Source organism: Arthrobacter sp. zg-Y40, assembly GCF_020731535.1.
Classification (GTDB): Bacteria; Actinomycetota; Actinomycetes; order Actinomycetales; family Micrococcaceae; genus Arthrobacter_B.
The window spans coordinates 517,424-542,667 of record NZ_JAJFZS010000008.1; the positions used below are offsets into that span (position 1 = coordinate 517,424).

Sequence of the window (25,244 nt, forward strand, 5' to 3'; positions counted from 1 at the left end):
GGAACTGCGGTCAATCAGGCGCGGACCGGCTCCGGGCGGTCTGCGGCGTTGTCTGCGGCAGGCTCCACCGGTGCTTCGTCCGTGGGCCAGGCTTCGTCCCGGGGCGGTTTGATGCGGTCGATAATCATGACGACCACCAGGGAAGCAGCACCCCAAATACCCAGCGTCAGCAGGTGTGAACCCACCGTGTCGCCGCCGAAGTACAGGATGGATCGGATGGCTTCGACCGCTGCCGGCATCGGCAGGTAATCATGCAGGACGCGGAAGAACTCCGGCTCCATGTAAATGGACATTGCCGCGCCGGAGGCTGGAATGCCCAGGAACATCAGGATGCCGATGGCTGGCAGGATGGCCAGCATGCCGATCAGGCGTTCCAGGACCGCGGTGAACATCGCGACGCAGAAGATTGCCACGGCGCCGGTACCCCAAAGGGCGAGGAAGTGGCCGTCGATGGCGTTTACGAAGACGGAGACTATGACCCACAGCAGAGCCGAGTAGCCCACGGCCCAGCCGGCCGTAATCGGCACGAGCTTGCGCAGCGGACGGCTCGCGGGCTGTGCTGTGGAGCCAACAATGATGATCATGAAGCCTGCCATGATCCAACCCATGGCCATGTACATGGTGGACATGCCCATTGAGTCCTTGTTCGGCAGGGGTGCCACGTCCTCCGTGGTCAGCTGCATCTGCTGACCGGCGGCAACCTGCGTAAAGACACGGTTGACCACCTGCTGGGCACTCATGCCGGCAGCCTGGTTGGCAATGAGGGTGGACTTCGGATTCTCGGCCGAAGGCAGCACATAGGCGGCGGTGATGGTCCGGTCCCGGACCTGGTCCCGCGCTTCATCGGCGGAGTCCATGGCGCGCAGGTCAAAGAGCCCGGACATGTTCTCTTCAAGCCCGGCAACTGCCTGCTCGGCCTGTTCTGTGGTGGCTCCGACGACGGCGACGGGCATGTCCCGCGGCGTGGGCTGGTACATGGCGCCCAGCATCAGGGAGAGCATCATCGCTACCATCATCAGCGGCAGGAAGCCGAGGGTGACGTAGCGCCAGGCGCGGTTCTTCGGGCGGGGCCCGCCGTGCAGGGATGCAACGTTGACGGCCAGGGGCTTGTCTTTGCCCTTGCGGCGGCGCATGGCATCAATGCCCAGGGTCAGCAGCAGGGCTGCCACGGCGCCGATGACCAGCACCATCAGGTGCCGGCCCGCGCCGTTTCCGTCGAAGTACAGGACGGACCGCAGGGATTCACCGGTGGCTGCAGCGGGCAGGAAGCTGTGCAGGAACGGGTAGAGACCGGGCATGGTGTGTACGGACATGCTCATGTTGGAGGAGGGAACGCCCAGCACCATCAGGAACAGCATGCCCACCAGGACGGCCATCGGACCCAGGATGCGGGTCAGGAACAGCTGCGCACTGCCCACCGAGAACACGGCGAGCCAGCTGATCCCCAGGACGGCGGCCGTGTGGCCCTCGACGATCCCCATGATCGGGCCGACGACGGTCCAGACCAGGGCGGCGATCAGTGCGGACCAGCCGGCCAGCAGCGGAACGAAGCGGCGGAAGCGCATTAGTTCCGGAGAGTTGGACAGGGCCAGGCTCAACGGCATGTAGCCCGCCAGCATCAGGGCCGTGGTCATGAACATTGCGCCCAGGCCAGCCAAATCATTGGCGGGCAGCGGAGCAAGGTCCTCGGTCTGCAGGGTCAGGCCCGAGGCGAGCACCTGGGGTGCGAGCAGTGCGGTGACCGTGCTGGACTGGGAGGCGCCGGCGGCACCGGCAGTGTAGAGAGTGGCGGTTCCGTCACCCAGCACAACGGCACTGCTGACCTCGCGGTCGAGCACCAGCTGGCGGGCATCGTCGGCAGAGTCCACTGTCCGGACATCGACGGCGTCGGCGTTTGCGGATTCCAGTGCCTGCGCAAAGCGGTCCGCCTGCTGGGCGGAGCCGCTGACGGCGATCGGCACGTTGTGCGGGGTGGGTGAGTGCATGGCAGCCAGGTAGCCGCCCACCAGCATGGACACCATCAGCAGGGGCATCAGGAACATGGCGACGTAGCGCCCGATCTTCTCAGCCTTGGCCCGCTTTGCGGCGGCGGCTTCGAGGTCCTGGCTTTCCGTTTCCTGAGCTGGCTCCGCTCCCGGATCATTCTCCGGCGGGGAGTCGGTGGAGGTAGGGGAAGAATTGGTCAAGAACGTGCTCCTGTGCTGAATATACGAGGTGGTGCGAAGTGCGCCGGGGACCGGATGCGGCCCGGGCGGGGTCAGTGGGACCAACTCGTCAAAATTACGCCATGTGGCGTAAAATCAGTAATCGACGTGCGGAACAGCGTCTGGAAGAGGGATGAGCGGCATGGGACAGCACGGCGACAAGGCACGCGCGGTACTGCTGGACGCGGCCGAGGAACTCTTTGCCCGCTACGGCATCGACGCGGTGTCCAACCGGCGGATTGCCGAACACGCCGGCACCGCCAACCATTCCGCCGTCGCCTATCACTTCGGCAGCCGGGACGAGTTGCTGCGGACGCTCGCAACGCGGCACCTGGAGGACACCAACCGGCGTCGGACCGAGCTGTTTGAGACCCTGCCGCCCGATGCCGCCCTGCCGGACCTGCTCGCGGCCATGATCCTTCCGTGGGTTGAGCATCTGGCTTCGCTGCCCGTGCCCAGCTGGCGGGCGCGCTTCGTGTCACAGATCCGCAGTGCGCCGTCCGTGCACGAGGTAGTGGTGAGTGCGGCGGTGGCCAGTCCCGTGATGGAGGAACTGGTCCGCCGCACCCACGCCGCCGCGGGCGACGTCACCCCTTCCGTCCTCTACGGCCGCTCCTCGATTCTCGGCGGTATGGTGCTGGGCGTTTGCGCCGAGTACGAGGCGCGCCTCCACGCCGGGGTGGAAGAACCGAACTGGACCGGCGTCGGTTACTTCCTCGTTGACTCCTGCGCCGGCATGCTCGCTGCACCCGTAACGCATCCGGGGGATTTCCTGGCGGCGCCGTCCTCGGTTTACCTTTTGTAGGCAGTCAGGAGGCCTGGGACACCCCGGGCATACCCGCGGCCGACGCCACGGCGAGCGCAGTGTCCTCAGCCACCAGGTCCGCATTGATCGCCGCCCCCGCCATCAGTCCTGCCGCCGCGGCGGCAATCACCTGCACGGAAGGGTTGGCCAGGTTGCCGGCAATATAGACGCCGGGCACCGATGTCGCTCCGGTGGGCCCGGCCGGGACGGCGGTCCCCAACGGAGCCTCCCCCATGTACTGCTCGGCCGGGACGAGGCCCAGATCCGCCAGATACCCCGCCCGGGCCTCCAGCCGCGTAAACACCACCAGGGCATCCCGCTCCACCAGTTCGCCTCCGGCCAGCCGCACAGCGGCGCCGGTGCCTTCCACACCAACCACTTCCCCGGCCACCGTCCGGATCCCGCGCGCTGCCAGTTGCCGCGCCTGCCCGGCGTCCGGTTCCCCTGCCGTGTGCAGGAACACCACGACGTCGTCGCTCAGCTGCCGCCACAGCAGTGCCTGGTGCATGGCCACGTCCATATCCGTGCCCAGGATGCCGATGGCCTTGTCCCGTGCCTCCCATCCATGGCAGTACGGGCAGTGCAGCACCGTGCTTCCCCAGCGCCCGGCAATGCCGGGGATGTCCGGCAGGATGTCCCGGACCCCGGACGCAGCCAGGATCCGGCGCGCACCCAGCTCCCGCCCGTCGGCCAGCAGCACGGTGAATCCGCCGTCTGGATTCGGCCGAACGGTGGACGCCTGTCCTTCAAGGATTGTTCCGCCGTAGCTGCGCACCTCGTCCCGTCCGGTCCCGTACAGCTCGGACGGCGCGGCGCCCTCCCGGCCCAGGTAGTTGTGGATCTGCGCGGCCGGCGCGTTGCGGGGATCCCCCGCGTCCACCACCGCAACGGACCGCCGGGCGCGGGACAGCACGAGCGCGCCGTTCAACCCGGCGGCACCGCCGCCGATCACAACCGCGTCATAGGACGCCCCCTGCGGCGTACCGCTCTCTTCTGCTCGTTCCATGAGTTTGCCTTTCCTCCGCCGTCCGTTCCCGGACGTAGTTTTCGATGCCTTCAGTGTCCGGTCGAGCACTTCGCGGGAGCAATATTCTTTGCCGCTATGGCAAACTCTTCCTATGAACGACGCCGATACTTCACTTGACGCGGTCGGTGCCCGGCTGCGGTCCCTCCGACTGGAACGGCACACCACGCTGGCACGGGTGGCAGCGGGTACCGGCATATCCGTGAGCACCCTCTCCCGGCTGGAATCCGGCCAGCGCAAACCCACCCTGGAACTGCTGATGCCGCTGGCCCGAACCTACGGAGTCACCCTGGATGAACTGGTGGACGCCCCGGCCACCGGGGATCCCCGTGTACACATGCGGCCCCTGCGCCGGCGCGGAGCCACCATCATCCCGCTGACCGAGCGGGCCGGCGGGGTCCGGGCGTACAAGTACATCCTCCCGGCCCGGCGCACGGCCGGGGAACCCTCCCTGCAGACGCACGAAGGCTATGAGTGGCTTTACGTGCTCAGCGGCAGGCTGCGGCTGCTGCTCGGATCGCAGGAGCTGATCCTGCTGCCCGGCGAAGCCGCGGAATTCGATACCCGCACTCCGCACTGGATGGACAACGCCGATCCCGGTGCCGTCGAGTTCCTGGCCCTGTTTGGACCGCAGGGCGAGCGGGCCCACCTGCGGGCGCGGCCGGCGTCGGGCACCCGGGGCTGACTGACGCTTCGCTGGCCTACGCCGCCGCCGGCAGTCCTGCACCCCGGCGGCCCAGCAGCCGGTCGTAAACCAGGGAAGCCAGCAGAGCCACCAGCACCGCAATCAGGAGGATGATCAGCATCCCGATGATCCCGCTTTGCAGCCCGGCGTCCGCCTCGGCGTCGAAGTACAGCACCGCCCGGTTGGCCGTGGTCATGTGGTACAGCGGCTCACCTGGGGCAATGAATCGGAAGAAGCCGGGCAGGGCTTCCAGGGGCACCACACCGCTGGCGGAAGGCAGGCCCATAAAGACCACATAGATCAGCGACAGAATCATGCCGGCGCTGCCCAGCAGGGCGATCAGGGCGAGGGTCACGGCGGACACCGTGACGATGGACAGCCATGTGGTGAAGAAGAACAACGCCCCGTGCGGGATCGGCATCCCGACGGCGGAGGCCACCCACATCATGAGTCCGGCCGTGGGGAGCGCACCCACTACCACAATCCCCCACATCAGCAGATAGGTGGCCCAGCGGCCTGGACGCAGCGGCGGGTCCAGGACAAAACGTGTTCCCAGCTCCACCGGCGCAACCCCCAGCCGCGCATCCACCAGGAAATGCAGCGACACTGACCCGCTGACACCCACCACCATCAGCAGCACCGAGTAGAAGAAGGCGCCCTCGCCCAGAGCTGCGCCCTCCGGTGGCTCCTCGAAGGCGGTGGTCGTCACGGCAATCGGATCCTCAAGCAGGTCTGCGGAGGTTCCGTCAACGCGTGGGGCGAGCTGCTGTTCCAGCTGCGGCGGCAGGTCCGCGCCCAGCGCCTCCAACCGGCGTTGCAGGTCCGCCTGTGCCGTTGCCTGGGCGGTCTGGGCGGACGCGGTCAGCTGTTCCCCCAGACTCTTGTTGGCCTGGTCCAGGGCCGGGTTGATGGCGCCGGTGGCGAGGCTGCTGGCCAGCGGACCGGCCAGTGGATTGGTATAGACCGTCACGGCCGGGCGGGACACGTCAGCGTCGCTGAGGGCACCGCTGACCAGGGCCAGGGCATCGGCGGAAAATGTTTCCGGGATCACCATCATTCCGTGGATCTGACCGTCGCGCATCTGGTCCTGCGCCTCATCCCATGACAGCACCCGCAGATCGATCTCATCCGAGCCGTCGAACCCCTGCCGCATCTGGTCGGTGATGTTACCGCCCAGGTTTTCCCTGCTTCCGCCGGGTGTGTCCGCGCCCCGGTCCTGGTTCACCACGGCGATCGGAAAGTGGTCCAGATTCTTCCCCGGGCTGCCCAGCCCGCCGATGTACAGCGCGGTGCCGGCGCCGCCCAGGAGCAGGAGCACCAGCACCGGCAGCAGCCACGTGCGCGGCGAGAGGTAGGCGCCTATCCGCGAGGGCGCGGCTTGCGGTTGTTGCCGCCCGGAAGCGGCGGACTGGGGTCCGGCCGGTTGCGCTGAATGTGCGGGCATGGGCATACCTCCCGGAGCAACTGCTGGGATGTTCTCAGTCCTACCGTTTGAGGGTAGCCGCCCGGCCCGTGCTCCGGATATGCCCGGCGGCCTGCAGGCCGTCCGACGGGCGGATTCGCCAGTCACTTGACCTTGACGCTGCGTCAACTTCTACGCTGGAGATACAGCGAAAGGGAGGGCACATGGATCTGTCCATCAAGGAAGTGGCGAAGCTTGCCGGGACCACGTCCCGTACGCTGCGCCATTACGACAGCATCGGCCTGCTGCCGCCCAGCCGGGTAGGCAGCAACGGGTACCGGCGATACGACCGGGACGCCTTGGTGCGGCTGCAGCGCATCCTGCTGCTGCGCGGCCTGGGCTTGGGGCTGCCGCAAATCCGGAAGGTCCTGCACGGTGAACAGGACGACGCCGCGGCCCTGGCCCGGCATCTGGTCCAGCTGCAGGCCGAACAGCACCGGCTGCAGGCGCAGGTTGTTGCCGTGCGCTCAACCCTGGCTGCCCTGGAAGGCGGAGAGGAAATCATGGCGGAAAAGATGTTTGAAGGATTCGATTCCACGCAGTACCGCGAGGAGGTGGAGGAACGCTGGGGCCGGGAGGCCTATGCGGAATCCGACCGGTGGTGGCGTTCCCTGGATGACGCAGGCAAGCGCGGCTTCACGGCCGAACACGCCTCCCTGCAGGATGCCTGGGACGACGTGCAGCGCCGCGGGCTGTCACCTGACACTGCGCAGGTGCAGGAGCTTGCCCGGCGGCACGCGGAATGGATTGCCGCCGGCGCCGGGAAGCGGCAGCGAGATCCGCAGATGCTGGCCGGCCTCGCGCAGATGTACGCCGCCGATGAACGGTTCGCGGCGCACTACACCCGCGAGTTCGCCTCCGGTGCCCGGTTTGTCCGGGACGCACTGGTTGCGTACGCGCAGACCCTCGCGGGGTAACGGCCGAGGGATCCCCCGACCGGGGATCCCTCAGCCTTTAGGCTTGCCCCGCCAGCCGGCGCAGCAGGGCGTCGAGCACCGGCGCCTGGCCCTTCACGAGCTTGGTCCGGGCTTCGGGCTCGGGGAACCAGCCGGCGTCGTCAATCTCCGGATACTCGCGGACCCGGCCCGAGCCCTTGGGCCACTCAAGGGCAAACGTGTTGCTGGCTATTCGCTCCGGCGCGAATTCCGCCTCGGCAACGAACACGGTGATGGTCTTTTTCGAGGACTGGCGGAAACTGCCCAGCAGCTCATACTCAGCAGCCGGCGCCGGGCTCCCCATTTCCTCACCGAATTCGCGCAGCGCCGCGGCCAGGGGTTCCTCTTCCCCCGGCAGGTATTCACCCTTGGGCACGGACCAGGCGTGTTCGTCCTTCCGGGCCCAGAACGGCCCGCCCATGTGGCCGATCCAGACCTGGAGGCCGTCCGGCTGCCGCCGGTACAGCAGGAGGCCCGCACTGTGGATCATGCGTACTCGAATCCGAACGCGACAATCGGCGGTACACCGCTGCGCAGGCGCTCCAGGACAGCGGCCTGCACGGCGGACTCCCCCGCCTCCACATGCCCCGCGGCGGCGGTGGCCCAGCTGGCCGGCACTACTTGGAACCGTTCGGACACGGCGAATCATTCTCCTCTGGCGGGTATGCGGGCAAGGCGCGCTCCAGCCTAGCCCAGCCGGCCGCTTGCGCGTCGGCTCGTGTCCCGTAGCTGTCCTACCCGGGATTATTGGCTAAGCTCGCGGCGTGCCGTGCGGCAGCAACCCGTCAGGAAGGCCTGCAAATGTTCAACAGCATGAAGTGGCTCAACGAACCGCCCAAGTGGCAGGACACCGGTGACTCACTAACCCTTCATACCGCCCTTGAGACCGACTTCTGGCGGGAAACCCACTATGGGTTTATCCGGGATAGCGGACATTTTTTCTACCGGGAGGTGACGGGCGACTTCACAGTGGCCGTGACGTTTAGCGGTGACTTCACCACGCTCTATGACCAGGCCGGCCTTATGGTCCGGGCGAATGAGCGGACCTGGGTCAAGGCGGGGGTGGAGTACAGCGACGGCGCACTGCAGCTGAGCACGGTGGTCACCAACGGCACGTCTGACTGGTCGCTGAGGCCGCTGGCAAGCAGCAGGAATGAGGTGACCCTGCAACTGTCGCGGCAAGCCAATGCAATCCACGTGTCGTATCTGGAGCCGCAGGGGCCAGACTCCCGGTGGAGCAGCCTGCGGCTCGCGTATCTCCCGCTGGACGACCGGCCCTGCCAGGCGGGAATCTTGGCCTGCTCCCCCACCCGCGCTGCCCTGCGCGTTGATTTTACGGATTTCCGGATCAATCCCTCCCACGGGATTGACCTCCATCCCGACGACGGGCACGGACCCGCCACTTCGGACAACTAGGGCAGATGGATCCTTCCACGAGGTACAGGGCGCTGGTCGCAGCCAAAACAAAACACCCCGGTCCGAAGACCGGGGTGCCTCTTCAACAATTGGTGCCCGAAGTGGGACTCGAACCCACACACCTTTCGATACTGCATTTTGAGTGCAGCGCGTCTGCCAATTCCGCCATTCGGGCGTGCCCTGTGTCACGAACAACGGGTAGTTGCCGTGTTGGACGCAAAACAACTCTACATGCGGATAGGCTGATTACGTGAACTGCCGGTCCGCCGGCAGGCGAGACCGTACCTGAGGAGCCACCCGTGTCAGAGTCCACCGAGTCCGCGTCGTCGAACACCAACGCCCCGGCCCGCCGCGTTCTCGTCGCTGAAGACGAGACCCTTATCCGCCTCGACATTGTCGAGATCCTCACCGGTGAGGGGTACGACGTCGTCGGCGAAGCTGACAACGGAGAGAAGGCCGTTCAGCTGGCCAAGGAACTGAAACCGGACCTCGTGCTGATGGATGTGAAGATGCCGCTGATGGACGGCATCACCGCCGCCGAGCAGATCGTCAAGGCCCGCATCGCCCCCGTAGTGCTGCTGACCGCGTTCAGCCAGAAAGAACTCGTGGAGCGCGCCCGCGAGGCCGGCGCCATGGCCTATGTGGTCAAGCCGTTCACCCCGGCGGACCTGATTCCGGCCATCGAGATTGCCCTCTCCCGCCATGAGGAAATCAAGGCCCTGGAAGAAGAGGTCACCGATCTGAAGGAACAGTTCGCCACGCGCAAGCTGGTGGAGCGTGCCAAGTCGCTGCTGACCACCAAAATGGGCCTGACCGAACCCGAAGCTTTCCGCTGGATCCAGAAGACTTCCATGGACCGCCGCCTGAGCATGCGTGAAGTGGCCGAAACCATCATCAACCAGGTCAACTGATCTTCTAGACACCGAAGCACCTACAGGAAAGGTCCCGTCCATCTGGACGGGACCTTTCCTGTAGGTGCAGTACGGGCGGCGGAGGCTAGATGGCCTTGGCCTTGCCCTTCTTGCTTTCCTTGACCGGCCACGGGCCGACCTTTTCCTTGATGCGCTCCTGGCCTTCGTAGCGCTGGCCGGCGTCGGCAATGTCGCCCACGCGGTGCACCTTCAGGCTGTTGGTGGAGCCGGCCTGTCCGGGAGGCGAACCGGCAGCGATGACCACCAGGTCATTGTCTTCCACCAGTTCCTCTTCGAGCAGGGTGCGGTCCACCTGGGCGGTCATCTGGTCCGTGTGCTCGACGAAGTCCACCAGCTTGGGAGCCACGCCCCAGAACAGGGTCATGTACTGGTACGTCTGCTCCACGGGGGTGAAGGCGAACACCGGCTTGGACGGACGCAGGCGGGACAGGCGGCGTGCGGAATCACCGGACTGGGTGAAAGTACAGATGTATTTTGCATCCAGCTGGTCGGCGATTTCGACGGCGGCACGGGTGATGGCGCCGCCGCGGGTACGCGGCTTGGAGCCCAGCGGCGGAACGCGGTTCAGGCCGTGCTCCTCGGTGGATTCGATGATGCGGGCCATGGTCTCGACGGTTTCGATGGCGTACTTGCCCACTGAAGTTTCGCCGGAGAGCATGACGGCATCCGCGCCGTCGAGCACCGCGTTGGCGCAGTCTGAGGCCTCGGCGCGGGTCGGGCGGGGGTTGTCGATCATGGATTCGAGCACCTGGGTGGCCACGATGACGGGCTTGGCCCAGCGGCGGGCCAGCTCAATGGCGTTCTTCTGCACCAGCGGAACTTCTTCCAGCGGCAGTTCAACACCCAAGTCGCCGCGGGCAACCATGATGGAGTCGAACGCGTCGATGATTTCCTCGAGGTTGGCCACGGCCTGCGGCTTCTCGATCTTGGCAATCACCGGTACGCGGCGGCCTTCTTCGTCCATGATTTCGTGAACGCGGGAAATGTCACCGGCGTCACGTACGAAGGACAGGGCAACCATGTCGACGCCGCGGTTCAGGGCCCAGCGCAGGTCATCCTCATCCTTCTGGGACAGGGCGGGAACGTTCACGGCAACGCCGGGCAGGTTGATGCCCTTGTTGTTGGATACGTTGCCCGGCACTACCACCTGGGTGACCACGGTGGTGGAGGTGACGTCAACGGCGCGGAGTTTGACCTTGCCGTCATCAATCAGCAGGAAATCGCCCACCTTCACGTCGCCGGGCAGGCCCTTGTACGTGGTGGAGCAGATTTCCCGGGTGCCCTGGATGTCTTCGGTGGTGATGGTGAAGGTATCGCCCACATTCAGGAAGTGGGGTTCCTCGGTGAACCGGCCCAGCCGGATCTTGGGGCCCTGGAGGTCGGCGAAGATGCCTACGGGCATCCCGAGCTCGGCGGAGGCCTTGCGCACGTTTTCATACGTGGCGTTGTGTACGGAGTGGTCGCCGTGGCTCATGTTCATACGGGCGACATTCACGCCCGCGCGAAGAACCGCTACCGTATTCTCGTAGCTGGCGATCGCTGGTCCAAAAGTGGCAACAATCTTTGCGCGTCTCATATTCCTAGCCTAGTCCGCCTTGGCTGTTTGCGCATGGGACCGGGCCGCGGGTCTCACAGTGCGGGCACCTTGCGGGACCGCCATGCAGTCATTTCGGCCCGGCGGTAGATACCCGGGCTGCACAGATTCCCACAATCCGAAAAATACGGCGCCTCCTGCTGCTGCGGAAGGGCTAATTTCGCCAACGATGATGGGAATCTGTGCAGCCCGTGCGGGTCAGCTGGTTCGGGCAGGGCCGCCGTCGGCGTCACGGCCGGTGTCCGACGGCGTGGAGAAGCCCGGGTACTGCACCGGCGCAGTTGGGGCGGGCGGCGCCTGAAGCGGGTTCCCGAAGGCATCCGTGCCGGCAGGGGCGGCGTAGTAGCCGGGGTAGTGCTGCTGGATAGGAGCACCGCCCGCCGGTGCCGGCAGCGGCAGCCCGTCCGGTGCCTCCCCAGTCGCCCCTGCCGGAGCGACCGTAAACGGCTGGCCGACCTTCGCGGCATAGATGGGACGGATGGCGCCGATCAGGACCACCAGGATCAGGCCCACGGCGTAGCTCGGCACGTTCCATACCGGATACATGGTCACAGCCAGGAACAGGTACAGCGCGCCGCCGGCAATGGCGGCAACCAGCCAGAGGAATGCCTTGGGCCGGAACCGGACCACCACCGGCGGGCGAAGCGGGTCCTTGTTCAGTTCCCTCGCCTCGGCCCGGTTCATCATGTAAAAGACCAGCGTCAAGAGTCCCAGCAACAGCGCGCCGGTGATGCCGGCGAAGGTGAGAAATTCGTCCATTTGAGTCTGCCCCCATGTCAGTCAAATCGATGTGCTCGATTGCATGCCACACCATACCCGAATCCGGCGCCGCCGCCGCCGGTACCGCGGTGCGGGCCGCAGTGCCGGAATATCAGCCGGTCCGCCGCCGGTAGGCAACGGCCGCCGCTGTGTAGGCGGCGGCGAGGACGGCACCCAGCCAGAGCAGGGCGCTCCACAATTCGGCACCGGGTTGCTGCCCGGCCAGAAGTGCCCGCAGCGTTTCCACGATGGGAGTAACGGGCTGGTTCTCGGCGAACCAGGCAACCGGACCGGGCATCGAATCGGTGGGAACAAACGCAGAACTGATAAACGGCAGGAAAACCAACGGGTAACTGAACGCCCCCGCGCCGTCGGCCGTTTTGGCGGTAAGCCCGGCTACTACCGCAAGCCAGGTCAGCGTCAGCGTAAACACGGTGAGGATGCCGGCAACACCCAGCCATGCCCAGGCCGAGGCGCCGGTGCGGTATCCCATCAGCAGCGCCACACCGATCACCACCGCGACAGACGCCAGGTTGGCCGTCAGCGACGTCAACACGTGGGCCCACAGGACGCCGGACTTGGCCACGAGCATGGACCGGAGCCGGTCAAAGATTCCGCCTTGGATGTCCAGGAACAACCGGTAGGCGGTATAGGCCACACCGGATGCCACGGTGATCAGGAGAATGCCCGGGAGCATGTAGTTGATGTAGGGCCCGTCCGAGCCGGTAGCGACCGCTCCCCCGAACACATAGACGAAGAGCAACAGCAGGGCTATCGGGGTGATCACCGTGGTGATCACGGTGTCCGGGCTGCGCAGGATGTGCCGCAGCGAACGGCCGGTAAGGGCCCGGGTGTCACGGAAGGCGGCGGCGGTGGTCATGGCAGTTCCTTTCCCGGCGCGGTGACTGACAGGAAGATCTCTTCCAGGGAGGGCTGGCGCACCACATATTCGGCCTTGGCCGGCGGGATGAGCTGCCGGAGTTCGGCGAGCGTGCCGCTCCGGACAATGGTGCCGCGGTTCAGGATCGCAATCCGGTCCGCGAGCTGCTCGGCCTCGTCGAGGTACTGGGTGGTCAGGAGTACGGTGGTACCGCCCCGCGCCAGGTCCCGTATGGTCTCCCACACCGCGGTGCGGGCCTGCGGATCAAGCCCGCTGGTCGGCTCGTCGAGGAACAGCACCGGCGGCCTGCCGATCAGGCTCATGGCAATATCGAGCCGGCGGCGCATCCCGCCGGAATAGGTGCCGACTCTTCGCCGGCCTGCTTCCATCAGGGAGAACCGGTGCAGCAGCTCATCCGCCACCTCCCCCGGATCCGCCAGATGCCGCAGCTTGGCGATCAGCTCCAGGTTTTCCCGGCCGGTGAGCACTTCATCCACGGCCGCAAACTGTCCCGTCAGGCTGATCGAGCGGCGGACGTCGTCGGGGCGGGCCGCGACGTCGAACCCGCAGACCGCGGCACTGCCGCCGTCCGCTTTCGCCAGGGTGGAAAGGATCCGAACGAGCGTCGTTTTGCCGGCACCGTTGGAGCCGAGCAGGGCGAACACGCTGCCCGGGCTGACCTCGAAGGAGACGCCGCCAAGCACCTCCTGTTCCTTGAAGGACTTCTTCAGGCCCTGTACCCGAACAGCGGGTCCCGGGGCGTGCAGGGTATCCATGGCTTTCTCCCGTTCCCAGCGCCCGGTCTCCGGCAATCCGGAGGCCGGCCGCCGCTAGGCCTGGTCCTGGGCGGCCGATTCGTCAATGGCATCGATGAGCCGCCGGCGCTCCTTGCTGATCCATTGCCCGTCCGCATAGTTGGCAATAAACGTTTCGGCGAAGTCCACCGGATCTTCGCCAACAATCCCGCGGACCGGAACGCCGTCGGCCGCGCCCTGCTCCATCAAGTCAGCGAGGTCTTCCAGCATTTGCGCCAGCACGTCCCCCTTGGAGATGGCGCCCGCGTACATGATGTAGCGTTCCAGCCCGTCCGTTGCCGTGCGGTAGGGGGCTGGAAGAAGTGCTTTCCGCTCCTTGTAGCGGTGCCAGCGTTTTTTGTCCTCGAAAGAGCCGGTCACCTGCTCGATCCATCGTGCGGCCATGGTTATGCTCCTTCTTGAGGCGGGTTTTCAACGAGCTGGCGGAGCCGGCCCAGGTGTTCCTCGAGGAAACTCCAGCTGCTCCAGAATTCTGCGAGGTACTCGGAGCCCCGCAGATTCAAGCTGTAGACCTTGCGCGGCGGCCCCTTCTCCGAGGGGATTTTCTCAACGTCGACCAGTCCGCGTTTTTCAATCCGGATCAGGAGCGCATAAACGGTGCCCTCTGCAATGTCGGAGAACCCCGCTTCGCGCAGCCGGGCCGTGATCTCGTATCCGTAGGCGGGTTTCAGCGCAAGGATCGCCAGGACAATGCCCTCGAGCGTGCCCTTGAGCATCTCGGTCATCTGCTTCGCCACCGGCTGCCCCCTCACTATCTAGTCTTACTGAGTACCACTAAATAGTAACACTGAGTAGCGAGGTGGCAAGGGGTTGTCCGGAGGGTTTTCGCCGGCTGTTCGGAGCGTGCACCGGATACGCAGCAGGCGCCGGACTGTGCCGGCGCCTGCTGCGTATCCAAGGAAGTCCTACAACACGGTGATCGCCCGGTCGGTGGGTGCCACGGGTGCCGGCAGCCGGGTGCTGCCCATCAGCCACTGGTCGACGGCGGCCGCTGCGGCACGCCCCTCGGCGATTGCCCATACAATCAGGGACTGCCCGCGTCCGGCGTCGCCGGCAGCAAAGACTCCGGGGGTGCCGGTCATGTAGTAGCCGTCGCGGGCCACGTTGCCTCGGTCATCAAACTCCGCGGATACCTGCTCGGCCAGTCCTGCCGGCTCCGGACCGGTGAAGCCCAGGGACAGGAACAGCAGGTCCGCGGGAATGATCCGCTCGGTGCCCGCCTTGGGCACGCGCCGGCCGTCCACAAACTCGGTTTCAGCCACCTTCACCCCGGTCAGTTTCCCACTCTCCCCCACAAACTCCACGGTGGACGCCAGGTACGTGCGTTCGCCGCCTTCTTCGTGGGCACTGGCCATCTCGAACAGCGTGGGGAACATCGGCCACGGCTGGTGCGCGGCCCGCTCCGCCGGCGGCTGCTGGCCGATCGCCAAGGTGGTTACCGAGGCGGCCTGCTGCCGGTGGGCGGTGCCGAGGCAGTCCGCACCGGTATCGCCGCCGCCCAGGATCACCACGTGCTTGCCGCGGGCATCAATCTGGTTCTTCACCTTGTCCCCGGCCACGGCCTTGTTGGACTGCACCAGGTAGTCCATGGCGAAATGCACGCCGGACAGTTCCCGCCCGGGGATGGGCAGGTCCCGCGGTACGGTGGCACCGGTGGCAATAACCACGGCGTCGTAGCGGCGGCGCAGCTGCTCCCAGCTGATGTCCTTGCCCACTTCGACGCCGGTGCGGAACCGGGTGCCTTCGGCGCGCATCTGCTCCAGGCGGCGGTCCACCTGGATTTTCTCCATCTTGAAGTCCGGGATGCCGTAGCGCAGCAACCCGCCAATCCGGTCATCCCGTTCGTACACGGCCACGGTGTGCCCGGCGCGGGTCAGCTGCTGCGCGGCAGCCAGCCCGGCGGGACCGGAACCAACGACGGCGATGGTACGGTCCGTCAACCGCTCCGGCGGGTGTGGGGTCACCCACCCCTCGCCCCAGGCTTCGTCGATAATAGAGACTTCCACCTGCTTGATGGTGACCGCCGGCTGGTTGATGCCGAGCACGCAGGACGCCTCGCATGGTGCCGGGCACAACCGTCCGGTGAACTCCGGGAAGTTGTTGGTCGCGTGGAGCCGTTCAATGGCCTCGGCGCCCTTGTCCCGCCACATCAGGTCATTCCATTCCGGGATGAGGTTGCCCAGCGGGCAGCCCTGGTGGCAGAACGGAATGCCGCAGTCCATGCAGCGCCCGGCCTGGGCCCGCAGCACACCCTTTTCCTGCGCCTCATAGACTTCCTTGTAGTCCATGATCCGCACCGGCACGGGGCGCCGGGGCTGGGTAACGCGATCGCGTACCTTCAAGAATCCGCGTGGGTCAGCCACCGGTAACCTCCAAAATCTGAGTCCAGGCCTCGGCGCCGTCGGGATCGAGTCCCGCTTCGGCGGCGGAGGCGCGGGCGCCGAGCACTGCTGCGTAGTCACGCGGCAGCACCTTGGTTATGCGGGACACCGTGTCCTCGAAGTTCTCCAGCAGTTTCCGGGCCAGATCGGACCCGGTCTCCTCCAGGTGGCGGATCAGCAGTGCCCGGACAATGTCGATGTCTTCGGCGTCCGGAGCTTCGAGCCGCAGCTCGCCGCGTTCCAGCGACTCCTTGTTCACGCGCGCCGGGTCCAGGTCCACCACAAAGGCGGTGCCGCCGGACATGCCGGCACCGAAGTTCCGGCCGGTCGGGCCCAGGATGAGGGTCTGGCCGCCGGTCATGTATTCGCAACCGTGGTCACCAATGCCTTCGACGACGGCGGTGGCCCCGGAGTTGCGGACCATAAAGCGTTCGCCCACCTGTCCGCTGAGGAACATTTCGCCGCTGGTGGCGCCGTAGCCGATCACGTTGCCGGCAATCACGTTGCGCTCCGCGGCAAACACGTTGCCCCGCTCGGGGCGGACAATGATCCGCCCGCCGGAGAGGCCCTTGCCCACATAGTCATTGGAATCGCCCAGCAGGCGCAGGGTGATCCCGGCCGGCAGGAACGCACCCAGGGACTGTCCGGCCTGCCCGGTCAGGGTTACGTCAATGGTGTCCCTCGCCAGGGTTTCCGTACCGAAGGTCTTGGTGACGGTGTGCCCGAGCATGGTGCCCACCGAACGGTCCGTGTTCACCACGTCCAGCGCAATCCGCACCGGCGCCCGGTTCTTCAGGGCGTCGGCGCTCATTTCGATCAGCTTGTTGTCGAAGTGCAGGTCCAGTTCGTGGTTCTGCGGGACCATGTTGCGCAGCGGCGCCCCCGGATCCACTTCCGGGCCGCGCAGGATCGGTTCCAGGTCCAGTCCGTCGGCCTTCCAATGGTCGATGGCTGCCGCGGTGTCCAGCAGCTCGGTGCGGCCAATGGCCTCCTCCAGGCTGCGGAAGCCCAGTTCGGCGAGGATTTCGCGGATTTCCTCGGCAATGAACTCGAAGAAGTTCACCACAAACTCGGGCTTGCCGGTGAAGCGGCTGCGCAGTTCGGGGTTCTGCGTGGCCACGCCCACGGGGCAGGTGTCCAGGTGGCATACGCGCATCATGATGCAGCCGGAAACCACCAGCGGGGCGGTGGCGAAGCCGAATTCCTCGCCGCCCAGCAGTGCGGCAATAACGACGTCGCGTCCGGTCTTCAGCTGCCCGTCCACCTGCACCACCACGCGGTCCCGCAGCCCGTTGAGCATCAGGGTCTGCTGGGTTTCGGCCAGGCCGAGTTCCCAGGGGGCGCCGGCGTGCTTGAGGGAGTTCAGCGGCGAGGCGCCGGTGCCGCCGTCGTGCCCGGAAACCAGTACGACGTCGGCCTTGGCCTTGGTCACGCCGGCCGCCACGGTGCCGATGCCGGCTTCGGAAACCAGCTTTACGTGCACCCGGGCACTGGGGTTGGACCGCTTCAGGTCATAGATCAGCTGCGCGAGGTCCTCGATGGAGTAGATGTCGTGGTGCGGCGGCGGGGAGATCAGGCCGACGCCGGGGGTCGAGTGCCGGGTGCGGGCCACCCACGGGTAGACCTTCTGCGCCATCAGCTGGCCGCCCTCGCCGGGCTTGGCGCCCTGGGCCATCTTGATCTGGATGTCCTGGGCGTTGGTCAGGTACAGGCTGGTGACGCCGAAGCGGCCGGAGGCCACCTGTTTGATGGCCGAGTTCCGCTCGGGATCCAGCAGGCGTTCCGGGTCTTCACCGCCCTCGCCTGTGTTGGATTTGCCGCCCAGCCGGTTCATCGCAATGGCGAGGGTTTCATGGGCTTCCTGGGAAATGGACCCGTAGCTCATGGCGCCCGTGGAGAAACGCCGAACGATGCTGGAGACGGGCTCCACCTCGTCCAGCGGCACGGCCGGCCGGTCCCCAAGCCGGAAGTCCAGCAGCCCGCGCAGGGTCATCAGGTTCTTCGACTGGTCGTTGACGCCGCTGGTGTACGCCTTGAACACGTCGTAGCGGCGTTCCCGGGTGGCGTGCTGGAGGCGGAAGACGGTTTCGGGGTTGAACAGGTGCGGCGGGCCTTCCCGGCGCCACTGGTATTCCCCGCCGTTGTCCAGGGCGCGGTGCGGTTCCTCCACGCCGTCGCTGGGGTAGGCGTCGGCGTGCCGTGCTGCGGTTTCGGCGGCAATGACGTCCAGGCCGACGCCGCCTAGCTGGGTTTGGGTGCCGTGGAAGAACTCGTCCACGAGTTCCTGTCCCAGGCCCAGGGCTTCGAAGGTCTGGGCACCGCAGTAGGAAGCGACGGTGGAAATGCCCATTTTGGACATGATCTTCAGGACGCCCTTGCCCAGCCCCTTGATCAGGTTGGTGACCGCCTCGTCCGGGGTGACACCGGTGATGTCGCCGTTGCGGACCAGTTCCTCGCAGCTTTCCATGGCCAGGTACGGGTTCACCGCAGAGGCGCCGTAGCCGATGAGCGCGGCCACGTGGTGGACCTCGCGGACGTCGCCGGCTTCGACCAGCAGGGAAATCTTGGTGCGGTTGGCGCTCTTGAGCAGGTGGTGGTGCACGGCGGAGAGCAGCAGCAGGGACGGGATGGGCGCCCATTGGGCGTTGGAGTCGCGGTCGGACAGCACAATGTACTGCACCCCGCGGTTGATCGCCCCGGAGACCTTTTCGCTGATTTCGCGCAGCCGGGCCCGCAGTTCGGCTTCGCCGCCTTCGGGCCGGTAGAGCCCGCGGACCTTCAAGGCGATCCGGTCGCCGTCGTCATCGGTCTGGTTGGCGATCTTGGCGAGCTCGTCATTGTTGATGACCGGGAACTTCAGCGCGATCTGGCTGGTCTTGACCTGCTTCAGGGACAGCAGGTTGCCGTTGGGGCCGATGGAGGCCTGCATGGAGGTGACCAGTTCCTCGCGGATGGCGTCCAGCGGCGGGTTGGTCACCTGGGCAAAGGACTGCACAAAGTAGTCGAAGAGCAGCCGGGGCCGCTTGGAGAGCACCGCAATGGGGGTGTCGGAACCCATGGCGCCCAGCGGTTCGGCGCCGGTGCGGGCCATCGGGCCCAGCAGGATCCGCAGTTCCTCCTGGGTGTAGCCGAAGGTGCGCTGACGGCGGTTGATCGAGGCCTTGGTGTGCAGCACGTGCTCACGTTCGGGCAGTTCCTCCAGCCGGACCTGGTTCTCGCGGACCCATTCCGCCCACGGGTTGGCGGCGGCGATTTCGGACTTGATTTCCTCGTCCTCGATCAGCCGGCCCTCGGCGGTGTCCACCAGGAACATTTTGCCCGGGGAGACGCGGCCCTTGCGGACCACCTTGGCCGGATCAATGTCCACCACGCCCACCTCGGAGGCCAGGACCACCAGGCCGTCATCAGTGACCCAGTAGCGGGCCGGACGCAGGCCGTTGCGGTCCAGTACCGCGCCCACCTGCGTGCCGTCGGTGAAGGACACTGCGGCGGGGCCGTCCCACGGTTCCATGAGCATGGAGTGGTACTGGTAGAAGGCGCGGCGGGCCGGATCCATGGTGGCGTGGTTTTCCCAGGCCTCGGGGATCATCATCATGATCGCGTGCGTGATGGGCCGGCCGGAGAGCATCAGCAGCTCGGCCACCTCGTCGAAGGACGCGGAGTCGGACGCGCCGGGGGTGCAGATGGGGAACAGCTCTTCGGGGGTCTCCCCCAGCAGCGGGTTCTTCATCTGCGACTGCCGGGCCCGCATCCAGTTGCGGTTGCCCTTGACGGTGTTGATTTCCCCGTTGTGGGCAATGGTGCGGAACGGCTGGGCCAGCGGCCAGGACGGGAAGGTGTTGGTGGAGAAGCGGGAGTGGACAATGCCCAGCTTCGTCTTGAAGCGCGGGTCGGAGAGGTCCGGGAAGAAGGGTTCCAGCTGCGCGGTGGTGACCATGCCCTTGTAGACCATGGTCCGAGAGGACAGCGAAGGGAAGTACACGCCGAACTTGTTCTGCGCACGCTTGCGCACACGGAAGGCGCGGGCATCCAGGTCCGAAGCCCCCGTCCCCTCGGCGGGTGCCAGGAAGACCTGGACAAAGTACGGCATGCAGGCCCGGGACATGGCGCCCACCAGGTCCGCGACAATGGGTACCTCGCGCCATCCCAGCACCTGCAGGCCCTCGGACTCGGCAATGGCTTCCACGCCGGCGCGGGCAGTGTCCTGCTCGCGGTCTTCGGTGGGCAGGAAGGCGGTGCCGACGGCGTAGCCGCCCGCGGCGGGCAGCTCGAAGTCCACCACGGCACGGAAGAACTCGTCGGGAACCTGGGTCAGCAGTCCGGCGCCGTCGCCGGTGCCTTCATCGGCGCCCACGGCGCCGCGGTGTTCGAGGTTACGCAGGGCGGTGAGGGCGGCGTCGACAATCCCGTGCGTGGGCTCACCGCGCAGGGTGGCGATAACCGCCAGGCCGCAGGCGTCCTTTTCGTTGCCGGCGCGGTACAGCCCGGCGTCCCCGGGGAGCGCGGCAAACCGGGTGAAGGGTGAGACAACGGATTCGGCAGAACCGGAGCCGGAAAAACCAAACAGGGAATCAGTCATAAGAAGTGAGTCCTTCCCCCTTATTAGAGCGTCGGGAGGGGACAGCGCTGGCCCCACGGCGGAATCCACTGAGGGGACGCTCCGCGGCGTTTATAGAGTCTACGGCTCGCTACTGCCCCGCGAACCCGGAAATTGCTCCGGTTTCGCTGGGAGTCGGGGGTACCGCATGCCGGCGCTTTTCCGGATGGGTCTCCCGGTGCTGCAGCCGTATGGCGCCACGTCCATGTGGCTTACCGCCTGCAGTACCGGGAGGGTAACCCGGGATTCTCAGGCGGAAGGTCCGTTGTCCTTGGACCGGTGAGGAAGGGGCTCCTCAGTTTTTGTCTCTGCGAGATTAGCACGCGCCCGGGCATCCGATGACGCCGAATCCGCATTGCGGCCTTCTGTTTCTTTCTTGTTATCCGCCGCGGTACTTTCGGTTTCCGGGGAAGGCTCGTGCCCGGGCAGGTAAAGGGAGCCTTCCTTGCCCTTGCGGGCCTTGAAAGTCAGGTAAACGAACATTGCCAGTGCAGCAATCAGCAGCAGCAGGCTGGTCCAAACATTAAGCCGTTGTGTGACGCCGAGAATCGTGATCATTTCGGCGTCGTCAATGCGCAGCAGCTCAATCCACAGCCGGCCCACGGTGTAGAACGCAACGTAGAGCCAGAAGAGGCGGCCCCCGCGCAGCTTAAACCGGCGGTCCAGAACCAGCAGCAGGGCCACTCCGGCCAGGTTCCACAGCGACTCGTAAAGGAAGGTCGGGTGGAACAGGGTTCCCGGTGCCGCGTCCGCAGGGAAGTTGGCGTTGTCCGGGTCGATTTCCAGGCCCCAGGGCAGGTCGGTTTCGGAGCCGAAGAGTTCCTGGTTGAACCAGTTGCCCCAACGGCCCACCGCCTGCGCCAGCAGCAGGCCCGGCGCGCCGACGTCGGCGAAGGTGGAGAGCTTGATCCCGGCCCGGCGGCAGCCGATCCAGGCGCCCACGGCCCCCAGCGCCACTGCACCCCAGATGCCCAGCCCGCCCCGCCAGATCTGCGGGATCAGGGCCAGGTCGCCGTCGGCGCCGAAGTAGGCGTCCGGGGAAGAGATGACATGGTAGAGCCGGCCGCCGATGATGCCGAAGGGAATGGCCCAGATGGAAATGTCCCAGACGGCGTCCGCGGGCAGGCCGCGGTCCTTCCAGCGCCGGGAAGTAAGCCACAGCGCCAACACGATGCCGGCGAGGATGCACAGGGCGTACGCGTGGATGGTCAGCGGCCCCAGGGAGAAGCTGGCGAATTCGGCCGAAGGGCTGGGGATGCTCGCGGGCACCAGGATCAGGTTCATGCGTTGCCCTTCGGGGTACCGGTACTGAGCTCACGGGTCAGGTCTGCGACGGCGTCGGCGCCGCCGTCACGCAGGGCGGCCACCAGGGCCGTGCCCACAATAACGCCGTCGGCGTAGGCGCCGATCTCGCGGACATGTTCGGCGCGGGATACGCCCAGGCCCACGCACACCCGTTCGGCGCCGGCGGCACGGGCCGCGCTGACCACGTCCTGCGCGGCGTCGCTGACGCTGTCCCGGGCGCCGGTGACGCCCATGATGGACACCGCATAGACAAACCCGCGGCTGGCGGCAACGGTGCTCTTCATTCGGGCCGGTGTGGAGGACGGCGCCACGAGGAACACGCGGTCCAGTCCGTACTTGTCCGAGGCTTCGAACCATTCGCTGGCTTCATCCGGGACCAGGTCCGGTGTGATGAGCCCTGCTCCCCCGGCTTCGGCCAGGCGGCGGGAGAACTCGTCCACGCCCATCCGGACCACGGGGTTCCAGTAGGTCATCACCAGCACGGCGGCGTCGGTGGCCGCGGTGATGCCGGCGACGACGTCGAACACCTGCGCCACGCGGAATCCCTGGGCCAGGGCCTGGGTGGTCGCGGCCTGGATCACGTGCCCGTCCATGACCGGATCGGAGTACGGGATGCCGATTTCAATGAGGTCGGCACCGTTCTCGGCCAAGGCAATGCCCGCGTTGATGGTTTCCTGGACGCTGGGATAGCCGGCGGGCAGGTAACCGATCAGCGCTGCGCGGCCGTCAGCTGCCGCCCGGTCAATTGCGGCGGCGGCCTTGCTCTGCTGTACCTCGGTGCTCAAAGCTGTTCCCCTTCTTTGCCGATTTCGGCTTCGGCTGACTCGTTGTCCAGCAGGTTGAACCATTCGGCGGCGGTGGCCACGTCCTTGTCGCCGCGGCCGGAGAGGTTGACCAGCACAATCTTCTCGGAAACATTTCCGTCGGAGCCGGCCTCGGCGGCCAGGCGCTGGCCCACCTTGATGGCGCCGGCCAGGGCGTGCGCGGACTCGATGGCGGGGATGATGCCTTCGGTGCGGCAGAGCAGCTGGAAGGCCTCCATGGCCTCGGCATCGGTGATCGGTTCGTAGCTGACCCGGCCAATATCGTGCAGGTAGGCGTGCTCAGGTCCCACACCCGGGTAGTCCAGGCCGGCAGAGATCGAATGCGACTCAGTGGTCTGGCCGTCCTCATCCTGCATCAGGTAGGAGCGGGCGCCGTGCAGCACACCCGGGCGGCCCAGCGTGATGGTGGCTGCGTGCCGGCCGGTTTCGACGCCGTCGCCGCCTGCCTCGAAGCCGTAGATCTTCACTTCCGGGTCATCCAGGAAGCCGTGGAAGATGCCGATGGCGTTGGAGCCGCCGCCGATGCAGGCGCAGACGGCGTCGGGCAGGCGTCCGGCCTGCTCCAGCATCTGGGCGCGGGCTTCCTCGCCGATCACTTCGTGGAAGTACCGGACCATGGCCGGGAACGGGTGCGCGCCGGCAGCGGTGCCCAGCAGGTAGTGGGTGTTGTCCACGTTGGCCACCCAGTCCCGCAGGGCTTCGTTGATGGCGTCCTTCAACGTCTGGGAGCCGTTGGTTACGGGGATGACCTTGGCGCCGAGCAGTTCCATGCGGGCCACGTTAAGGGCCTGGCGGCGAGTGTCCTCCGCGCCCATGTAGACCACGCACTCGAGCCCCAGCAGGGCGGCAGCGGTGGCACTGGCGACGCCGTGCTGGCCCGCGCCGGTTTCGGCGATAACGCGGGTCTTGCCCATCCGCTTGGCGAGCAGGGCCTGGCCCAGCACGTTGTTGATCTTGTGCGAGCCGGTGTGGTTGAGGTCTTCGCGCTTGAGGAAGATCCGCACTCCCCCGGCGTGCTGGGAGAAGCGCTTGGCCTCGGTGAGCAGGGACGGGCGGCCGGAGTAGTTCTTGTTCAGGTCCGCGATCTGGGCGCGGAACTCCGGATCGGCCTTGGCCTTCTCGAAGGTGTCTTCCAGCTCGTCCAGGGCAGCAATCAGGGATTCGGGCATCCATCGGCCGCCGTATTCGCCGAAGTACGGACCGGAGGCGTGGCGCAGGGAGGAAACTCCCCCGTTGAGGAAGGCCTCAGTGACGCTTCCGGTTCCGGTTTCTGCGGCAGCACCGGCTGCCTGTGCCTGTTCCGACTTCCCGATCATTGGGTGGTGTCCTGTCCTGCTTGAGCCCGGACCGTGGCGGCCCGGGCAGAGGGGATGTGGTGCTATGGGTCAGCTTTCACCGGGGGTGCGCCAACTGCGGGCGGCAATGGCCTTGGCACCGGTCGCGGTGAATTCACCGATGGTTTCGGCCGGTGAGGCATGCTTCACCAGGGCCTCGCCCACCAACACGGCATTGGCTCCATTGGCGGCATAATGCTCGACGTCGGCGGCGTCGCGTACACCGGACTCGGCAATCACTACGGGTCCGGCCGGAATACCGGCGGCCAGCGGGGCGAAGACGGCACGGTCTACGTCCAGGGTCTTGAGGTTGCGGACGTTGATGCCGATGAGGCGGGCACCCAGTGCCACGGCCCGGTCGACTTCCTCCGGGGTGTGCGTTTCCACGAGGGCGTTCATGCCCAGTTCATGGGTGAGATCCAGGAAGGCGCGCAGCTGGGAATCGTCCAGCGCGGCGACAATCAGCAGGACCAGGTCCGCGCCGTGGGCGCGGGCTTCCCAGATCTGGTATTCGTCAACGGTGAAGTCCTTGCGCAGCACGGGAATGCCCACAGCTGCGCGGACGGCGTCCAGGTCTGCCAGCGATCCCCGGAACCGGCGCTGCTCGGTGAGCACGCTGATCACGGCCGCTCCGCCGCGCTCGTAGGCTGCGGCGAGGGCGGCGGGATCGGCGATGTCGGCCAGGGCGCCCTTGGAGGGGCTGCTGCGCTTAACCTCGGCAATCACGCGCAGCTCGCTGCGCGGGGAGGCGGTGCCGCCCAGGGCAGCGTACGCGTCCAGTGCTGCCGGGGCGCCCAGTGCCTGTTCGCGGAGCTCCTCGAACGGGACACTTTGCCGGCGTTCGGAGAGGTCCTCCCGAACGCCGGCAATGATGTCGTCGAGAACGCTCACTTAGTGGCTGCTGTTCTTCAGCTTCGAACCGTTGACGCCGTAGCCTGCCTTGCGCATGATGAAGCCCACGAGCAGGCCTACGAGCATAACTGCGATGCCGGCGAAGAAGCCGATGTAGCTGGCCATAACGTAGGCGACGGACGAAACCGCGGCGCCCACGATCATGATCAGGACGCAGGTCCAGGCAGCGGGGGTGTTGCCGTGGCCAATGGTCTCGTCATGGATGTTGGCGTGGGTTTCGCCTTCGTTTTCCTGGCCGGCGTCAAGGTGCTGGTCGGTGGCGTTTGTGCTCATGCTGAATCTCCTCTTAACGAATCTGGTTTCCATTCTGCCATTACTGGGCGGAAACCCTTTCACATATTGCGCCGGTGTCCGGCGTAACTTGTTTGGTCTGACTGGCC

The 25,244-nt window shown here is 66.3% G+C and carries 23 protein-coding genes and 1 tRNA gene; 5 read left to right on the forward strand and 19 right to left on the reverse strand.

What is annotated here, in order from left to right:
- Window positions 1-14: 14 nt before the first annotated feature.
- A complete protein-coding gene (locus LJ754_RS09780) occupies window positions 15-2,186 on the reverse strand; it encodes an ABC transporter permease (protein WP_227926407.1) in 2,172 nt (723 codons plus the stop codon).
- 151 nt (window positions 2,187-2,337) lie between these two features.
- Here LJ754_RS09780 and LJ754_RS09785 point away from each other — a divergent pair, with 151 nt between their 5' ends.
- Entirely contained in the window at window positions 2,338-3,009 is a 672-nt protein-coding gene (locus tag LJ754_RS09785) for a TetR/AcrR family transcriptional regulator (RefSeq protein WP_227926408.1), read from the forward strand.
- 4 nt (window positions 3,010-3,013) lie between these two features.
- On the opposite strand, the gene LJ754_RS09790 is transcribed toward LJ754_RS09785, so the two are convergent.
- Entirely contained in the window at window positions 3,014-4,015 is a 1,002-nt protein-coding gene (locus tag LJ754_RS09790) for an NAD(P)/FAD-dependent oxidoreductase (protein ID WP_227926409.1), read from the reverse strand.
- Window positions 4,016-4,127: 112 nt separating this feature from the next.
- On the opposite strand from LJ754_RS09790, the gene LJ754_RS09795 reads away from it, so the two are divergent.
- On the forward strand, window positions 4,128-4,718 hold the full coding sequence (locus LJ754_RS09795; protein WP_227926410.1) for a helix-turn-helix domain-containing protein: 591 nt from the start codon (window positions 4,128-4,130) through the stop codon (window positions 4,716-4,718).
- A 16-nt stretch (window positions 4,719-4,734) separates the two neighbouring features.
- Here the strand turns inward: LJ754_RS09795 and LJ754_RS09800 are convergent, their stop codons facing one another.
- Window positions 4,735-6,162, reverse strand: a complete 1,428-nt coding sequence (locus LJ754_RS09800) for an ABC transporter permease (protein ID WP_227926411.1) — start codon at window positions 6,160-6,162, stop codon at window positions 4,735-4,737.
- A gap of 182 nt (window positions 6,163-6,344) precedes the next feature.
- Here LJ754_RS09800 and LJ754_RS09805 point away from each other — a divergent pair, with 182 nt between their 5' ends.
- On the forward strand, window positions 6,345-7,097 hold the full coding sequence (locus LJ754_RS09805; protein WP_227926412.1) for a MerR family transcriptional regulator: 753 nt from the start codon (window positions 6,345-6,347) through the stop codon (window positions 7,095-7,097).
- A gap of 37 nt (window positions 7,098-7,134) precedes the next feature.
- On the opposite strand, the gene LJ754_RS09810 is transcribed toward LJ754_RS09805, so the two are convergent.
- The gene (locus tag LJ754_RS09810) at window positions 7,135-7,605 is read right to left on the reverse strand and encodes an NUDIX domain-containing protein (protein WP_227926413.1); all 471 of its coding nucleotides are present in this window, start codon (window positions 7,603-7,605) and stop codon (window positions 7,135-7,137) included.
- Window positions 7,602-7,754, reverse strand: coding sequence for a hypothetical protein (locus LJ754_RS09815; protein ID WP_227926414.1), 153 nt, complete (start codon window positions 7,752-7,754; stop codon window positions 7,602-7,604). The genes LJ754_RS09810 and LJ754_RS09815 overlap by 4 nt, the downstream gene beginning before the upstream one ends.
- Window positions 7,755-7,916: 162 nt before the next feature.
- Between LJ754_RS09815 and LJ754_RS09820 the strand changes: the two genes are divergently transcribed.
- Window positions 7,917-8,531, forward strand: a complete 615-nt coding sequence (locus LJ754_RS09820) for a DUF1349 domain-containing protein (RefSeq protein ID WP_227926416.1) — start codon at window positions 7,917-7,919, stop codon at window positions 8,529-8,531.
- A 90-nt stretch (window positions 8,532-8,621) separates the two neighbouring features.
- On the opposite strand, the gene LJ754_RS09825 is transcribed toward LJ754_RS09820, so the two are convergent.
- Window positions 8,622-8,706, reverse strand: a tRNA-Leu gene (locus LJ754_RS09825).
- Window positions 8,707-8,830: 124 nt separating this feature from the next.
- Between LJ754_RS09825 and LJ754_RS09830 the strand changes: the two genes are divergently transcribed.
- The gene (locus LJ754_RS09830; protein ID WP_227926417.1) at window positions 8,831-9,442 is read left to right on the forward strand and encodes an ANTAR domain-containing response regulator; all 612 of its coding nucleotides are present in this window, start codon (window positions 8,831-8,833) and stop codon (window positions 9,440-9,442) included.
- Window positions 9,443-9,527: 85 nt separating this feature from the next.
- Here the strand turns inward: LJ754_RS09830 and pyk are convergent, their stop codons facing one another.
- The 13 genes from pyk to LJ754_RS09895 form a co-directional block, all read right to left on the reverse strand.
- Window positions 9,528-11,039 carry a pyruvate kinase gene (pyk, locus tag LJ754_RS09835; protein WP_227926419.1) on the reverse strand — a complete coding sequence of 504 codons (1,512 nt, stop codon included), beginning with the start codon at window positions 11,037-11,039 and terminating at the stop codon, window positions 9,528-9,530.
- Window positions 11,040-11,255: 216 nt separating this feature from the next.
- Window positions 11,256-11,816 carry a hypothetical protein gene (locus LJ754_RS09840; RefSeq protein WP_227926421.1) on the reverse strand — a complete coding sequence of 187 codons (561 nt, stop codon included), beginning with the start codon at window positions 11,814-11,816 and terminating at the stop codon, window positions 11,256-11,258.
- Between the two features lie 112 nt (window positions 11,817-11,928).
- The gene (locus LJ754_RS09845; protein ID WP_227926422.1) at window positions 11,929-12,696 is read right to left on the reverse strand and encodes an ABC transporter permease; all 768 of its coding nucleotides are present in this window, start codon (window positions 12,694-12,696) and stop codon (window positions 11,929-11,931) included.
- Window positions 12,693-13,472, reverse strand: a complete 780-nt coding sequence (locus LJ754_RS09850) for an ABC transporter ATP-binding protein (RefSeq protein ID WP_227926424.1) — start codon at window positions 13,470-13,472, stop codon at window positions 12,693-12,695. Before LJ754_RS09850 ends, LJ754_RS09845 begins: the two co-directional genes overlap by 4 nt.
- Before the next feature lie 54 nt (window positions 13,473-13,526).
- Window positions 13,527-13,895 carry a DUF1048 domain-containing protein gene (locus tag LJ754_RS09855; protein WP_227911166.1) on the reverse strand — a complete coding sequence of 123 codons (369 nt, stop codon included), beginning with the start codon at window positions 13,893-13,895 and terminating at the stop codon, window positions 13,527-13,529.
- 2 nt (window positions 13,896-13,897) lie between these two features.
- Window positions 13,898-14,248 carry a PadR family transcriptional regulator gene (locus tag LJ754_RS09860; protein WP_283996746.1) on the reverse strand — a complete coding sequence of 117 codons (351 nt, stop codon included), beginning with the start codon at window positions 14,246-14,248 and terminating at the stop codon, window positions 13,898-13,900.
- A gap of 168 nt (window positions 14,249-14,416) precedes the next feature.
- On the reverse strand, window positions 14,417-15,874 hold the full coding sequence (locus tag LJ754_RS09865) for a glutamate synthase subunit beta (RefSeq protein WP_227926426.1): 1,458 nt from the start codon (window positions 15,872-15,874) through the stop codon (window positions 14,417-14,419).
- On the reverse strand, window positions 15,867-20,471 hold the full coding sequence (gltB, locus tag LJ754_RS09870) for a glutamate synthase large subunit (protein WP_227926428.1): 4,605 nt from the start codon (window positions 20,469-20,471) through the stop codon (window positions 15,867-15,869). The genes LJ754_RS09865 and gltB overlap by 8 nt, the downstream gene beginning before the upstream one ends.
- Window positions 20,472-20,738: 267 nt before the next feature.
- Window positions 20,739-21,773: a prolipoprotein diacylglyceryl transferase gene (gene lgt / locus LJ754_RS09875; RefSeq protein WP_227926429.1), complete on the reverse strand. Its 1,035-nt coding sequence runs from the start codon at window positions 21,771-21,773 to the stop codon at window positions 20,739-20,741.
- On the reverse strand, window positions 21,770-22,579 hold the full coding sequence (gene trpA, locus LJ754_RS09880) for a tryptophan synthase subunit alpha (protein WP_227911162.1): 810 nt from the start codon (window positions 22,577-22,579) through the stop codon (window positions 21,770-21,772). Before trpA ends, lgt begins: the two co-directional genes overlap by 4 nt.
- Entirely contained in the window at window positions 22,576-23,934 is a 1,359-nt protein-coding gene (trpB, locus tag LJ754_RS09885) for a tryptophan synthase subunit beta (RefSeq protein WP_227911161.1), read from the reverse strand. The genes trpA and trpB overlap by 4 nt, the downstream gene beginning before the upstream one ends.
- Before the next feature lie 69 nt (window positions 23,935-24,003).
- The gene (gene trpC, locus LJ754_RS09890; RefSeq protein ID WP_227926431.1) at window positions 24,004-24,843 is read right to left on the reverse strand and encodes an indole-3-glycerol phosphate synthase TrpC; all 840 of its coding nucleotides are present in this window, start codon (window positions 24,841-24,843) and stop codon (window positions 24,004-24,006) included.
- Window positions 24,844-25,137 (reverse strand): HGxxPAAW family protein, encoded by a 294-nt coding sequence (locus tag LJ754_RS09895; protein ID WP_227911159.1) that lies wholly within the window; start codon window positions 25,135-25,137, stop codon window positions 24,844-24,846.
- Between the last annotated feature and the right edge of the window lie 107 nt (window positions 25,138-25,244).

Excerpts from the sequence above, each read along its gene's own strand:
- LJ754_RS09855 (WP_227911166.1), bottom strand. The coding sequence starts at position 13,895 with ATGGCCGCACGATGGATCGAGCAGGTGACCGGCTCTTTCGAGGACAAA.
- LJ754_RS09895 (WP_227911159.1), bottom strand. The coding sequence starts at position 25,137 with ATGAGCACAAACGCCACCGACCAGCACCTTGACGCCGGCCAGGAAAAC.
- lgt (WP_227926429.1), bottom strand. The coding sequence starts at position 21,773 with ATGAACCTGATCCTGGTGCCCGCGAGCATCCCCAGCCCTTCGGCCGAA.
- LJ754_RS09790 (WP_227926409.1), bottom strand. The coding sequence starts at position 4,015 with ATGGAACGAGCAGAAGAGAGCGGTACGCCGCAGGGGGCGTCCTATGAC.
- trpB (WP_227911161.1), bottom strand. The coding sequence starts at position 23,934 with ATGATCGGGAAGTCGGAACAGGCACAGGCAGCCGGTGCTGCCGCAGAA.
- LJ754_RS09810 (WP_227926413.1), bottom strand. The coding sequence starts at position 7,605 with ATGATCCACAGTGCGGGCCTCCTGCTGTACCGGCGGCAGCCGGACGGC.
- LJ754_RS09785 (WP_227926408.1), top strand. The coding sequence starts at position 2,338 with ATGAGCGGCATGGGACAGCACGGCGACAAGGCACGCGCGGTACTGCTG.
- LJ754_RS09840 (WP_227926421.1), bottom strand. The coding sequence starts at position 11,816 with ATGGACGAATTTCTCACCTTCGCCGGCATCACCGGCGCGCTGTTGCTG.
- gltB (WP_227926428.1), bottom strand. The coding sequence starts at position 20,471 with ATGACTGATTCCCTGTTTGGTTTTTCCGGCTCCGGTTCTGCCGAATCC.
- LJ754_RS09795 (WP_227926410.1), top strand. The coding sequence starts at position 4,128 with ATGAACGACGCCGATACTTCACTTGACGCGGTCGGTGCCCGGCTGCGG.
- LJ754_RS09805 (WP_227926412.1), top strand. The coding sequence starts at position 6,345 with ATGGATCTGTCCATCAAGGAAGTGGCGAAGCTTGCCGGGACCACGTCC.
- LJ754_RS09845 (WP_227926422.1), bottom strand. The coding sequence starts at position 12,696 with ATGACCACCGCCGCCGCCTTCCGTGACACCCGGGCCCTTACCGGCCGT.
- LJ754_RS09850 (WP_227926424.1), bottom strand. The coding sequence starts at position 13,472 with ATGGATACCCTGCACGCCCCGGGACCCGCTGTTCGGGTACAGGGCCTG.
- LJ754_RS09820 (WP_227926416.1), top strand. The coding sequence starts at position 7,917 with ATGTTCAACAGCATGAAGTGGCTCAACGAACCGCCCAAGTGGCAGGAC.
- LJ754_RS09800 (WP_227926411.1), bottom strand. The coding sequence starts at position 6,162 with ATGCCCGCACATTCAGCGCAACCGGCCGGACCCCAGTCCGCCGCTTCC.
- pyk (WP_227926419.1), bottom strand. The coding sequence starts at position 11,039 with ATGAGACGCGCAAAGATTGTTGCCACTTTTGGACCAGCGATCGCCAGC.